Genomic DNA, 13,623 nt, shown 5'->3' with positions numbered 1-13,623 from the left:
TTTTGTTGGGGCGGCTGGCGGTCTTGGTTATGCAACTGGGCAGGATGTTTGAGGTAAAGGCCTCAATGGCTCCGCCTTAAACCGCCACGAGAATTGGTCCGCAAAGCCAGCTGATCCAACCAGCCAGCGCCAGCCAAGGACCGAAGGCCAGTGCTGTTTGACCGGATACCGCTTGTCGCTGGAAGGCGTTGCTGGCGAGCGTGAAGCCAAGCCCGGCCAGAGATGCAATGAGTAAGATGTCCGACAGGCTCATCCACCCAACCCAGAGGCCGATCGCGCCAAGCAATTTGGCATCACCTCTGCCGAGGCCTTCGCGGCCGCGATAGACGCGGTAGAAAACCTCGACAGCAAACAGGATCCCATAGCCGACCAGCGCTCCGATGACCTTGTCCATCCACCGCTCGGGCATGACGGTCACGATCATGATGCCTCCGAGGGCGGCAAGCAGGGCATTCAACGGGTCCGGCAGAACGAAGGTTCTCCAGTCGACCGCGGCGAGCGCCAGAAGCGTCCATCCCATCAGGCAGGACAGGATAAAAGTCCCTGGCGGGGCGAAGTAGTACGCGGTGAGCGCGACGAGCAATGCGAGAATTTCGACGATTGGATAAAAGATGGAAAGGCGCGCCCCGCATTCCCGGCATTTGCCGCCCCGCAAGAGCCAGCCCAGGACGGGCACCCAGAGATACCAATCGCACCCGCCCCCGCAGTTGGAACACGCCCTTTGCGGGATTTCTTCCGTGTCGCCATCGGCCCAGCGCGAAGGCAGTATTCCAATAGCGACGCCGACGAATGGGGCGATCACAATAAGAAAGAGGTCTGGCAAAGACACGTGACGGCAAGGCTCCTGGCGCGGACCTTTCCTTACGCCGACGGAGCCCTGGCTCAAAGGCCTAACCCCTCAAACGTATCGGCGCGCGACAAGAGCTTGCACGTGCGTGCTGCTTTCTGGCTGGTCTCCTGTCCTGATTATCCAGCGAAGCCGTCGCCCACGCCGAAGTCGCGGCGGGCAGATACAATGCTGACGATCACACCGACGAGCACGTCCATGAGGGCCATCATTGAGAGCAGGAAGAATGTCGCCGTCGCGAAATTGGCAATCAGCAGGAACATGACGAGACAAAAGAGAAGTACGGCCATGGACGCGGCATGGTTGACCATCGCGCTCGACTTCGAACTCGTGGCTTTGACAATCTCGAATGACAGCAGGACCAGTGCGAAGAAGAGCAGGGCGCTGCCGACGCTCAGCGTCCACTTCACGCCGGATATCATCGGAATGGAAAGCAGCGGAGCGCCAAGCATGCCGCTGATGGCTGGCACGCCATCCTGATGGTTGCCGCCAGCCGTCCACGTCATGATGACGTAAATGACGACAGGCACCGCAAGGAGCGGGGTAACGGTTTCGATCCTGCGAAAGACAGAGAGACGCTTGCGGCTCGATTGGCGCGACGGCGTGGGAACGGGGGTAGGCATCAATATCCTCCTCCGGCACCAGGACCGCGAAGACGGTCCCGGATCGATTGCCGGGTTTTGTTGAGACTGCTTTCAAGATCTTCGGCGAGCGACTGGCGAAGCGCTGAAATCTCGTCCTGAACCTGCGGGCTGGCACCTGTTGTCGCTGTCGACATGAAGGCCTGTTTGTCGAGTCCACTCACCTCATAGGCGCGGGACTCGGCAATGGCCCCGATGACGAATGGGCGCTCACCGAGATAAACAGGTGGCTGGGTGTAATGCATCAGGACGTCATGGTGCATGAGCATATAGCCGTCCCGGCCCCAACCTGTGCCCCACGAGTTTCGGATGAGGTACATATTCTCTGTGTCATCATAACCGACAATCAGCATGGCGTGGCCGCCTCTCGACGGCTCCCATTGTCCGTCGTCAGGCGCTCGCATGATCCAGTTTTCGTAATTCATACGGCTCAAGCTTGCAGGGACGCCCATGCCAAACACCACTGGTAGCCCTGACGCCAGTACGTCCTTCACAGCATTGCCATGGGTGAGCTCGGCAAATTCAACGCCGAGGAAGCGCTGTGCAGCGCTGTAACAGTCGCGCGTGGGAGCCACGGTGACCATGGCTTCCTGATAGGGCCACATCGTTTCGGGACAGACACCATAGGCCAGGACCGAGGCCAGCGCCTTGCGACGCGAACAACCCGTGTCCTCCATTTCTTTGCCCTCAAGGCGTCTGGCATTGTAATAGATGAAGAGTCTGGAGAGATCGCGGAGCGACCTGCCATTCTTGATCTGGTGGTATTCCAGAGCGCCCGCAACCGCATTGCCAACACAGGACCCGACACGGCGCTGGTCTTCCACCGGGGAGCAATGCGCCCGCAGATCAACGCTGGCAGGCCGGCTCACAGAGGCTGTCTTGTTGAGCTGTGGAAAGCTGGTGCCTGCCTCATCAGGCAAGCAGCCCCCGATCGCAAATCCATCAATGAATTCTAGCATTCGCTTTCTCCCATGTGTCCGGCACAGGCGTCTTGCCTATTTGTCCCCAAGGCAATCGCCCGCGCCGGACGGGCAGGCACCCCCACGGCCCGCCTATTCGTCATAACCACCACCCGCGCCAGGGCCTTTGTCGTAGCCGCCACCGACACCCGGACCACGGTCATATCCGCCGCCAGCGCCTGGTCCTCGATCGTAGCCGCCGCCCGCGCCAGGTCCGCGCAGCCGGTCACGAATGGAATTGCGTGTCGAATGCAAATTCGCTTCAAGGTCATCTCGAACGCGGGTCTTGAACGCGTGAATCTGATCCTGGACAGTTGGCGGCGCCTTGGACACGACCGCTTCTACAGCGGCTGTTGGCGAAGCTCCTGCCAATTGGAAATACTTTGCCCGATCCAGAGACCCTATGGTCCAGAAGGCCTGTGGCAGTTTGTAATGGTCAATGACGCGGTAATCGATCCAGACATAGCCATTGATGCCGTAATCGCGGCCCCAGGAATTACGGACCAGCCAGGCGTTCCTGGCATCATCATAGCCGACGATCAGCATTGCATGGCCACCATTGGCCTCTTCCCAGTTTCCATCATCCGGCGCCGGGACGACGCCGTGATTCTTGCCGATGACCATGAGGCCCTGCTTTGGCACGCCCATCGCGAATATGATCGGCAGTCCAGACGCCAGAGCGACCTTCAGTTCGATGCCGTGCTCAATGCTGGCATATTGCAGCGAGCCGAATTGATGTGCTGCGGCATAGGCTTCCTGTGACGGTTCTTGCGACCATGCAGCTTCATTGTAGGGCCAGACCGGCTCTGGGCAGGCGCCGAATGCCAGGTAAGACGCGACAGCCTGCGCCATTGAGCAGCCTTTATCCTTGTCGACCCGGCCGGCTATCTTGCGGGCATTGTAGTACAAGAAGAGACGCGAGAGGTCCGTCATCGGCTGGCGATGCAGGATCTGGTGATATTCCAGCGCGCCGGCGACAGAGTTCGCCGTGCAGGAGCCAACATGTCCCTGGTTTTCGACCGGCGAACACATGGGCGACAGATCAACTGCAGACGGAAGGTCAGGGCGCCCGGTCATACGCAGCGATGGGACCGGGTCATTCGGGTCGGCGGCGATATAGCCGTCAATGCGATAAGACGTATTAGTCATTGATGTTGCCTTTCATGAAGAGCGGCAGGCGGAGCCGGATCACGGGCATATCTCTTCCCCCCAATTGTCATAGTAACAGTAGCCTTCGCCCGACTCCGGCAAAAGAAGATAGACGACCAGGAGGACGAATATTGCGATGACAGCCCACGCCCATTTCGGGAGCGCCTTGAACATCCGTCCAAAAGCATTTTTCAAACGCGCAATCATGAGCACACCCAATTATTGTAATTGTCATAGAAGCATTCCTGGGGCTCCGAGACGGCGAACGCGGCAATCAGACCAAAGATGATGATGACGGCCCATCCCCATTTCGGGATGGCCTTGAACATGCGCCCATAGGCCTCCATCAGATTTTTCTGGGCATCCTTCATTTCCGTCGGATCGGCCTTGAGGCGGTGTCCACGGGTTGATTGGCTGGGGTTGAACCCAGCAATCATCTGCTCGCGATAGTCGGCGGCAGACTGTGGCCGGCTGTCCCGGTTCGGCGAAAGACCTTTGCGGATCAGTTCATCAATCTGCTGCGGAACGTCTGAACGCCCGTCGGAAGGCGGCGACCAGTGGCCGGTCGGAAGAACACCGACGATCAGTTCGTAGAAAATCTTGGACACCGAATAGAGGTCAGCGGCCGGGTTGGCAGCATTGGCGTTCCGGATCTGCTCAGGCGCCATGTAGAGCTGCGTGCCGAGGCCGGTGCCGCTGGCTTCCTGCGTCTGCTGGTTGGTCGCCAGCGCAATTCCGAAATCAACAATCTTGACCTTGGCGTGCTGATCCGTCGGCTCACCGATCAGCATGATGTTTTCGGGTTTGAGATCGCGGTGGATAACACCTTCCGCATGAGCCGCCTCAAGACCGTTCAGGACTTCCTTGATGATCTGGCCCGCCGTGCGTGCGGAGACTTCCTCATTCCGGGTCATCTTTTCGTTACGCCAGACGTGGAGCGGTTTACCCTCCACATATTCCATGGCGATGTAGGGGGCGCTGTTCCACACGCCGATATCGAAGATCCGAACGACATTCGGATGCGCGATACCGCGCGTCGTCTTGCCTTCGTCGATGAGTCGCTGAACCGCTTTCTCGCTGCGCACCTGGCCCGGAGGGATCAGCTTGATGGCGACGGCTGAATCGGTCACGTCTTCGACGGCCTTGTAGACAACCCCCATGCCGCCAGCGCCAATATTGCGTTCGACCTTGTACTTGCTGGCGATCATGGTGCCCGGCGTGATCGCCCGCGGGTCCATCTTGGGGTCAGGGTCTTCCGTCGGAATGCCAGGAGCAACAGTCTCGAGACCTGACACGGTGTGCATGGACGCCAGGTCGTCTGCTGAGGTATCGGCAGGCTGGTCAGTCAAAGCCGTCCCGCAGGACGCGCAGAATTTCGCATTGTCTGGAAGGCTGGTATGACAGTTGGGACATTGTGACATGATTTTCGTTTCCTCACGCATTCGAGGTTCGGTTGAGAACGATGCGGGTGACATTGTCGCGCTCGGCTTCGAAAGTGACCTTGATCTTGAGTGCGTCCGGATGGGTTCGAAGGGGCGAGATCACATCGCCATCGTGCAGGGTCACCGTCTTGGTGCGGCCATAGGCGTCGCCATTGACGCGCAGGCCAAACTGGCTGTCGACGCGCAGGCACAACCGGCCGGATTCGGTGTAGAAAGAGAAATGCTGGCGGGAAATCGAGCCCGTCAGCTTTGAAACGGAGCCGTCCCGCGCGTTCACAACCAGCCTCGCATCATTGCCGTCTTCCGCCCGGCCAACAGCGTTGCGTCCGAGATAGAGCAAGCCTGCTGCGTCCAGAATGATCCCTTCTTCTGGGTGATCTTCTTCCGCGAAGCCCTTCCATGCGAACGAGACCCAGCGGGGTACGACCTTTCCATCATCATAGCCGCGCAGTCCGCTATCGGTTTCGACCTTGTCGGCACGTTGTGTCTTCAGGGGGATGGCACGGGTATTTGTCTCGATGCCGCGCGATCTGTCCTGTTCGATCCGGGTCGGGTTGTAGATTGTTGTGCCCGCGCCGATCTGGTCGGCCGTCAGAGTGATGTTGGTCACCGGGCCGTCCGGATCCTTGCTTTCGACAGGGAAAACGATGGAGCTGGTGAGCACGAATGCTTCTTCGCGCCATTGATAGCGCGTCGCGATGGCGATGCGCACGTCAATGCGATGAATACCGGCATGATCGAGCACCCCGGTCCGGATACCGACGTTCGCTGCTGCTTCCGGATCAAGCCGTTCGAAGTCGAGAGGGATTTCGGTCCAGTGTGAATCGTCTTCCTTCGTCCAGAGGCCGGTCACGAAGAGCGGGCGTCCGACGTGCGAGCCGTTCCGGATGATCAGGGGCAGGGCGAGCTTGCCGCCCTCCCGCACCGTGCTGGCAGCGCCAGCGTCAAGCGAAAGCTCGGGCCGGACGCAGACCGGACATTTTCCGGTCGAGTCCAGCACCGAATGGCATTCCTGAAACGCCATGCAGCGGATCAGCGGTTCGCCGCACTCGCCGCAGAATCCAGCATCGCTGATTTCTGCAGACCGCGAGCAACAGGCTTTTGGCGCGTATTGGAAAGACGACATGGTCAGCATTCCTCAGGTCCGCAGCTTGTGTCCGCACTTCATGCAGAACTTCGAAGTGGCCGGCGCTGCGGTGCTGCATTTCGGGCAGTCGATCGTTTCCGTTGATGCCTGGGCCTGGTTTCCAATGGCGCCCTGAGGGGCCTGGCCACCGCCAGCGCCGGCTGCGACGCCAGCCGCACCCGTCATGCCCATGCTGAACATTTCACGGGCTTGCGATTCCGAGCGGATTTGCGAGGCCTGGGCCGCTTCGACCATTTCACGCATGAGGTTCATGCTGTCCTGATTGGCAGACGTTTCAGCACGCGCGCGCTCTGCCAGAACGAGGGCCACATCTGGTGAGAGACCGGCCTGGATCGCGAGGATCTGCTCTGCGCTCATATCCTTGTGGATATTGAGTTCAGCAAGCTTGCCCTTGTGCTCCTGCTCGCGGTCCATGCGCTTGATTTCGGCACGAACCTTGTCGCCGCGCAGCTCTATTTCCTGCAGTTCGGAAATGTGGATGCGCTGTTGTTTGTTCGCGATCTCGGCGACTTCCAGTTCGGAAAGCGCACCGGATTTCTTCATCTCCTGCATATGCCGCTCGCGAAGTGCAGCCATCTCTGTGTCGAGCTTCTGCTGCTCTTTCTGGATACGGATCAGGTCCGTCTGGTTCTGGGCTGAGGCGAGCTGGCCGTCGAACATCGCGTCGCGTTCGCGCTTCACAAACTCGATCTGGTGGTCGAGTTCTTCCAGTTCCTGGCGGCGTTTGGCATTCTCGCGCGCGTCGATGAACTCGATCTCGCTGTTGAGCGCCATGTGCTTGAGTTCGTCTTCCGTCGCGCTTTGCAGTTTCGCAAGCTCGAGGTTCGACTTGATCTCGAACTGGGTCGCATCATTGACCAGTTCGGCTTGGCGCATGGTCATTTCGATCTGGTATTCGACCTCTCTCTGGCGGCGTTCGGCTTCTGCGCGGGCCTGCTCGGCAGCTTCCTCGGCGTTCTGGGCCCATTCGATGGACGTGGAGCGAACGATCAGACCGAGATCGCCGACAACGCGCTCGACCTCTTTCATCATTTCCGCCTGAAGCTTGTCCTGCAGGCCAGTGTCGCCGCGAATATCCTTCGCATCCATCCGGCCAAGTGTGGCTTCAAAGATGCGGTCGGAGAAGTGTGGGCGGATGCGGTCCATGACATCGGCCTTGGCCAGCGCCTTGCGCCCGAGATCATTTGCGTCGCCCGGCGCACGGTCGACGCCGTGCATCATGCCGAGAATGTTGGACGGCTTGTCCGGATTGACTTGCATTTCGATGGTGACAACGCCTGCAATGTCCACATGGTCACGGCTCGTCGCTTTCAGGACAGTCTTGAGCTGGAACGGTTTCAGATCAGCGATCATCATGGAGACGTGCGTCGATCCGCCAACGATGCTTTTCAGCTTGTCGACCAGACCGCCGACCGAAAAGTGACCGCCTTTGAAGGCATCGATCAGCTGGCCATTCTTGAACAGAAGCGCGGCATAATCTGGCGGGACTGCAAAGCGCTTCTCGAAGAAGGCCTTGAATTCGCTCTGGCGCATGAACTCTGCAAGCATGCGCGGATCGCTGAGGACAATTGGTTCAGAGGCCATGATTTAGCCCTCCCACTTACGGTTGGTGACGAAGGTCACGATGTTGAAGAGAATGACGGCGACGGTGACAGCCACGCCGATCGGGTGTTCCTGGATGACAGCCATGAGGCGCTCGCCGGCTGAATACTGCTCCCAGTAGCGACCCATGACCGACACCTGGAACAGCGTGCCGGAGACCATCGTCGCCAGGGAAAAGAGCGCCATGGCAAATGAGATCAGACGTCCGGCGCGAGAGACCATGCTCTCTTTGCGACGCAACTCACGACGCGCTTCAGCGGCCTCGGTTGCATCTCGCTTGTCGAGAACCTTGTCATAGGCTTCCCCGCGAGCGATGGCGGCCTTGCGGGCTTTCTCATCGACCTCGAGAAAGTCTGGCGAGGCCCGACGATTGGCGGATGCACCGCGCACGCTTGTCAGGTTTGACGCCTTACGCCGCCAGCTGACAAAGATGACCCAGATCAGCCACAGGGCAGTGACGACACAGGTGATCAGCAGCAGTGCATCTAGAAGCGGCCAGGCTTCCTCGGGAATTGAATTGATCGCGTCTTCCATGACATTCCTCAAAAAGGTTGGTTCATGGACAGAGGCGTCACTTTGCCGGAAATCGGGTCACGAGCGGGCTAAAAAGTTTTTCCGAATGGTGCGGCGCTTGCATCAGATCTCGAACGAGGCCTAGTGTCGGGCGAGGGATGAATGTGCAATGACTGCTACCAAGAGCGACTGCAAGGAACTTCTGAAGGGCTGGCGAGCGGGCGATCTCGACGCCCGTGACGCCCTCTTTGATGCATTGTATTCAGAGCTGCTGCAGGTCTCGGCCGCGATGCTCCGGGCGGAGCGTAACAGCTCGCTTTCGACCGGTGACCTCGTCAGCGAGGCCGCCATACGCCTGATCCAGCTTGACCAGATTGAGTGGGCCGACAAGTCGCACTTTCTGGCTTTGGCCGCCCGCGCGATGCGCCGCATCCTGATCGACAATGCGCGCCGGAAGAATTCGGACAAACGTCATCACAAGAAGGTGACGCTCGTTACGCGGATCGAAGGCCAACCCAACCGGCTTGATTTTGATGTGTTGGAGAAATCGCTCATTCGGCTCAATGCGCTCGACAGTGAGAAAGCCGACATTGTCGAGCTTCGCTATTTCGGTGGGCTCACCGTGCCGGAAATCGCCGAAGTCATCGGAACTTCAGAGTCCACGATTAAACGCCAGTGGCGCGTTGCGCGCGCCTGGCTTGTTGATGCGATGGCGGCGGATCCGCGGTGAGTGAACCAGATACGATTGAGCGCGAAGCCATGTTGATCATGGATCAGGCGCTTGATCAGCCCAGCGGTGAGCGTGTCGGCTGGCTACGAGACCGATGCGGTGACAACCAGCTCCTGTTTCTGAGAACACTCGCCTTGCTCGATGCCGATAGCGGCCGGACAGTGTTGGCGACGGGCGGCGCTGGCAAGGACAGCTTTGATCCTGATGAAGCTGCCCCCCCGGAGAAAATCGGTGCCTACAGAATTTCCGAATTGATAGGCCGCGGCGGTATGGGCGCTGTCTATCTTGGCGAGCGCGACGCCGGAGATTTTGAGCACCGCGTTGCCATAAAGGTCATTCGCGCAGGCGCCATGCGAATATCGCTGGCTGAGCGGTTCGGCCGCGAACGACAAATTCTGGCAAGCCTCAATCACCCCAACATCGCGCGGCTCTTCGATGGCGGTTACATGGATGATGGATCGCCATATATTGTGATGGAGTATGTCGACGGCGATCCGGTGCTTGAATGGGCCGATGCCAATCATCTCGACAAGCTCGCCAGGCTTTCATTGTTCGCATCGATTTGTAGTGCGATCGGACATGCGCACCAGAACCTGATCGTTCATCGCGATATCACCCCATCAAATGTTCTCGTTACGCATGACGGTGTCGTGAAGCTTATCGATTTCGGCATTGCAAAGCCGCACGACATCAGCGCCGCAGCAGAACCGAGCGAGGGTGGCAGTGCGACCATTGCATCGATGAGCTTTACGCCAGGCTACGCGGCACCCGAGCGACGTCAGGGCGCTGCCGCCAATACGCTCTCAGACATATATTCACTGGGCCGGTTGCTCGCCGATCTTTTTGACAATCCTGACCAGGAATTGCGATCAATCATAGATCAGGCCAGCGCTGCCGATCCCGCAGACCGTTATCCCAGCATCGACGCACTGGTCGATGATATAGACAATTACATCGCGAACCGCCCCGTCGAGGCCATGCCCGGCGGCGCCCGCTACCGGTTCAGAAAATTCCTGCACCGCCGCCAGCTTGCTGTTACGCTTGGCACGCTTGCCGTTTCCGGGCTCGCCTTCGCCCTCGTGGTCACGCTCGTCCAGTACAACCGCGCAGAGCGGGCGCTTGCCGACGCAAATGCACGCTTCACGCAAGCGCGCACGCTCAGCAACTCGCTGATCTTCGACGTCTACGACTCGTTCGACAAAGTCGCTGGCACACTAGAGCCCCGAAAGAGCCTCGCCGATCTCGTCCAGACCTATGTCGACGCGCTCGCGCTCGACGAGACAGCGCCCGAAGACGTGCTGTTCGAAATCGGAACCATCCAGTTCAGGCTGTCTGATCTCTATGGCGGAATTGGCGTCGCAAACTTTGGTGACCTGGAGACATCTGGCGAAATGCTGGCGAATGCCGAAGTCTCGTTCAAACGCGCGCTGGCCGCCTCGCCGCAGAACGCAGAAGCGCTGGCCGAACTAGTCATGGTCAAGCGCATGCAGACCATGCAGATGCTCAACTATGAGGGCGATGCTGAGGCTGCTCTCGCCCTGAATGCAGAGACCACGGCGCTGGCCGAAAAAGGGCTGGCGATGGAAAACGCCGATGAGCGTCCTTTTTTGCGCCACTTGTGGAGTGCGCGCACAGACCTCTTGCAAATCCTCATGGCCGAAGAGCGCCTCGAAGACGCAACAAGGTTTCTGGACGAGTGGTTGCCGACGCTCACCCCAGACATGTATGAACGTCTTGGCGGCGGCGAGGAAATGGGCGCCTATCTCCAGTCACAACAAGCTGAAATCCTGAACGATCTCGGTCGCGGCAAAGAGGCGGCTGAAGCGGCCAACAAGGCGATCGCGTACCGCGAAGCGATGCTCGAGGCCGAACCCGAAAACTATTATCAGCTCACTCAGCTCATGGTCGGCTATTCCAAACTGGCGCATGCCTATCGCAATATGGAGGCTGGTCCCGAAGCCGTGGCGGCCGCCCAGAGGTCCGTCGCGCTTGCGCGCCAGATCGCAGAGGCCGACCCTGAAGATGCGGGCGGTGTCGAGGGGCTGGCGCGCATGCTGATCGCTTTGGCGAGGGCATTTCAACTGGCTGGCGATATCGATCAGGCCCTGGCAGCCATCGAGGAAAGCGTGGCGCTTTCGCGCTCACTCATCGCTCAGCATCCCGATGACCGGTTCTATGATCAGATTGCCTTTGATGGTTTGATCGTGAAGGCGCAGCTATTGGCCTCCGGCGAGGCCTCTGGTTCCGCTTGCGCTGTTGTGGACGAGGCTGTGGCCCTGATGGCGTCTGACTCAGCCGAAGCGGACGTTCCGCCTGATCTGCAGCAGCTCTGCCCGCCGAACTAGGCAGCATCACGCCGACCCCTTTCCAGCTAGGTAATTCTACTTATCGACCGCCTTTCCTGATTTTATCTATTGTCATTAGATTATCTCAGGAAGGGAGACACGGGAATGCTGACCACCAAAGAAAAACAGCGCACGGGACCTAAGTACGGACTTTCAATCGATGAGCTCAATGACAGCCAGATTCAGGCTATAAAGAGTATTCCCGCACACGAAGACTCGGTTGCCGAAAAACTGTCTGCGCGCCGGCCAGCTTCATATTTTCTGAGCGAAGATCATTATCAACTGGAGCAGGAGAAGATTTTCCGTCGCCAGCCGGTACCCTTGGCGCCTTCCTCTGCCATTCCGGCAAATGGGAGCATTCTTGCGCTGGACGGCTATGGCGTACCGGTTCTTCTGACCCGCGATAAGCAGGGTGTGCTGAGAGCCTTTCTGAATGCGTGCACGCACAAAGGCGCTTTGCTGCACGAAGGGTGCGGCGCCAAGAAAGCCGGGTCGGTGACGTGTCCATATCATGCCTGGACGTTCGGTCTGGATGGCGCGGTTCGCGGCGTGCCAAGAGAAGAGACATACGCCGATTTTGAAAAATCCGAGCGCCCGCTACGCGAGCTTCCAAGCCTGGAGGCTGGCGGTATCATCTGGGGGATATTGAACCCGGATTCCGAGGGCGATTTTTCGGCCGTGAATCAACAGATTTCAGACGATTTCGACTGCCTCAAATTGCCCGGTATGCACATGTACGGCTATCGGCGCTTTGAGCTGGAGGCCAACTGGAAACTGGTGATGGAGCCGTTCCTTGAAGGGTATCATGTTCAGCGTTTGCATGTGAAATCGATTGGCCCTCTCGGCATGGATATGTTCGCAGATGTCGTGGGCGTTCAGGAGCGGTTCGGCCGCGACATTCGTCAGACGAGTGGACGAGGCGATTTCACGCCAGAGGTCATCAACATGCCGGATCTCAATATCCGGAAATATGTCACGCACGCCTATAATCTGTTTCCCAATACCGTCGTTATCACGAGCCCGTACTATACGAGCGTCATGATCATTATGCCGCGCGGCGCCGGGAAATCTTCGGTCGACTACTACATGCTGACGGACTCAAAACCGGATAACGCAAAGGCGGAAGAGCTTTATGCCAAGTCCTATGAAGTGATCCAGGATGTCTTCGGCAATGAAGATTTCAAGGCGTCAGAAACGTGCCAGATCGGGCTGGCCTCCGGGGCTATTCCAGACGTCATTTATTGTGGGATGGAGTCCGCCATACCGCTGTTTTATGAAGGAATTGATGCGGCGCTCGAAGCCTGAGCGTAGACTTGGACCCTGCGGGCTTGAATGCACCTGGCGGCGCATTCAAGCTTCGCCGGTTTCCATGGGAAGGTCTGGATTTGCCGCCCATTCGGATAGTGAGCCGTCATAGACGCGCACGTCGGTGAAACCAGCCAGTTCCAATGCAAATGCGACTTGTGTCGCCGCAATGCCGCCTCCGCAATACGTGATCACGGGAGTGTCGAGCGACCCTAGGATTGGCCTCGTCAGGGCGCGAATTTTATCGGCCGGCAAGACCTCGCCCGTCTGGACATTCATGAGCTGATCGCTCGGCAGATTGATCGCGCCTGCAATGTGCCCTGGGCGTCCGAAACTAAATGGATCTCCACTTTCGCCGCGATAGTGCTCTGGCGCCAGCACGTCGACAATCACGGGACAAGACGATGCATTAGCTTGTTGAACATCCGAGCGGACGGCGATCCGGGAGTGGTTGAGACAGGGGTCGAATTCGCCAGCTGACGGCGCCGCGGCACCGCTCTCGACGGGGCGATCTTCGGCGAGCCATTTCGCGAACCCGCCATCGAGAACCGACACCTTCTCGAACCCGTGATATTTCAATAACCACCAGACGCGCGTCGCCCAGGCGATGCTGGTCGCGGAGTAGACGATGACATGACTGTCGGACTTGATGCCCAATGCGGCCATTCGCGAAGAGAAGGTGACCTCGTCCAGCATGGCAAACCGATTGGGCTTTCGAAGGTCAGACAGATCCTTCAGGACATCAACAAAATGAGCGCCGGGAATGTGGGACTGCTCGAACGAGGCTTTCCCACTATGAGCCCCGCTTTTGCCGTTCTCGCGCTGATGGATGTGCACGGTTGCGTCGAGCACCCGCACGTCCGGTTGTTGATAAATATCGGCTAGCGCGCTCGTAGAAATGAGCATCGCGTCAGCCGAACGGGGATGGAGTGTGCTGGGCATG

General features: G+C 58.6%; 12 protein-coding genes. 3 read left to right on the top strand and 9 right to left on the bottom strand.

What is annotated here, in order from left to right:
• Nucleotides 1-76: 76 nt before the first annotated feature.
• From WNY37_RS15455 to WNY37_RS15420, 8 genes are all read right to left on the bottom strand, one after another.
• Nucleotides 77-829 carry an A24 family peptidase gene (locus tag WNY37_RS15455; protein WP_342974294.1) on the bottom strand — a complete coding sequence of 251 codons (753 nt, stop codon included), beginning with the start codon at nucleotides 827-829 and terminating at the stop codon, nucleotides 77-79.
• A gap of 137 nt (nucleotides 830-966) precedes the next feature.
• Nucleotides 967-1,470: a hypothetical protein gene (locus WNY37_RS15450; protein ID WP_342974293.1), complete on the bottom strand. Its 504-nt coding sequence runs from the start codon at nucleotides 1,468-1,470 to the stop codon at nucleotides 967-969.
• The gene (locus WNY37_RS15445; RefSeq protein WP_342974292.1) at nucleotides 1,470-2,447 is read right to left on the bottom strand and encodes a C1 family peptidase; all 978 of its coding nucleotides are present in this window, start codon (nucleotides 2,445-2,447) and stop codon (nucleotides 1,470-1,472) included. The genes WNY37_RS15450 and WNY37_RS15445 overlap by 1 nt, the downstream gene beginning before the upstream one ends.
• 93 nt (nucleotides 2,448-2,540) lie before the next feature.
• On the bottom strand, nucleotides 2,541-3,596 hold the full coding sequence (locus tag WNY37_RS15440) for a C1 family peptidase (RefSeq protein ID WP_342974291.1): 1,056 nt from the start codon (nucleotides 3,594-3,596) through the stop codon (nucleotides 2,541-2,543).
• Between the two features lie 203 nt (nucleotides 3,597-3,799).
• The gene (locus tag WNY37_RS15435; RefSeq protein WP_342974290.1) at nucleotides 3,800-5,017 is read right to left on the bottom strand and encodes a serine/threonine-protein kinase; all 1,218 of its coding nucleotides are present in this window, start codon (nucleotides 5,015-5,017) and stop codon (nucleotides 3,800-3,802) included.
• Nucleotides 5,018-5,030: 13 nt separating this feature from the next.
• Nucleotides 5,031-6,164 carry an FHA domain-containing protein gene (locus WNY37_RS15430; protein ID WP_342974289.1) on the bottom strand — a complete coding sequence of 378 codons (1,134 nt, stop codon included), beginning with the start codon at nucleotides 6,162-6,164 and terminating at the stop codon, nucleotides 5,031-5,033.
• 12 nt (nucleotides 6,165-6,176) lie between these two features.
• Nucleotides 6,177-7,769, bottom strand: coding sequence for a hypothetical protein (locus tag WNY37_RS15425; protein ID WP_342974288.1), 1,593 nt, complete (start codon nucleotides 7,767-7,769; stop codon nucleotides 6,177-6,179).
• A 3-nt stretch (nucleotides 7,770-7,772) separates the two neighbouring features.
• Entirely contained in the window at nucleotides 7,773-8,321 is a 549-nt protein-coding gene (locus tag WNY37_RS15420; protein ID WP_342974287.1) for a hypothetical protein, read from the bottom strand.
• A 148-nt stretch (nucleotides 8,322-8,469) separates the two neighbouring features.
• Between WNY37_RS15420 and WNY37_RS15415 the strand changes: the two genes are divergently transcribed.
• From WNY37_RS15415 to WNY37_RS15405, 3 genes are all read left to right on the top strand, one after another.
• Nucleotides 8,470-9,030: an ECF-type sigma factor gene (locus WNY37_RS15415; protein ID WP_342974286.1), complete on the top strand. Its 561-nt coding sequence runs from the start codon at nucleotides 8,470-8,472 to the stop codon at nucleotides 9,028-9,030.
• Nucleotides 9,027-11,375 carry a serine/threonine-protein kinase gene (locus tag WNY37_RS15410; protein WP_342974285.1) on the top strand — a complete coding sequence of 783 codons (2,349 nt, stop codon included), beginning with the start codon at nucleotides 9,027-9,029 and terminating at the stop codon, nucleotides 11,373-11,375. The genes WNY37_RS15415 and WNY37_RS15410 overlap by 4 nt, the downstream gene beginning before the upstream one ends.
• Before the next feature lie 105 nt (nucleotides 11,376-11,480).
• The gene (locus WNY37_RS15405; protein WP_342974284.1) at nucleotides 11,481-12,680 is read left to right on the top strand and encodes an aromatic ring-hydroxylating dioxygenase subunit alpha; all 1,200 of its coding nucleotides are present in this window, start codon (nucleotides 11,481-11,483) and stop codon (nucleotides 12,678-12,680) included.
• A 45-nt stretch (nucleotides 12,681-12,725) separates the two neighbouring features.
• Here the strand turns inward: WNY37_RS15405 and WNY37_RS15400 are convergent, their stop codons facing one another.
• Nucleotides 12,726-13,622: a sulfurtransferase gene (locus WNY37_RS15400; RefSeq protein WP_342974283.1), complete on the bottom strand. Its 897-nt coding sequence runs from the start codon at nucleotides 13,620-13,622 to the stop codon at nucleotides 12,726-12,728.
• Nucleotide 13,623 lies beyond the last annotated feature (1 nt).

Source organism: Henriciella sp. AS95, assembly GCF_038900055.1.
Classification (GTDB): domain Bacteria; phylum Pseudomonadota; class Alphaproteobacteria; order Caulobacterales; family Hyphomonadaceae; genus Henriciella.
This window is presented reverse-complemented; position numbering and strand designations above follow the sequence as displayed.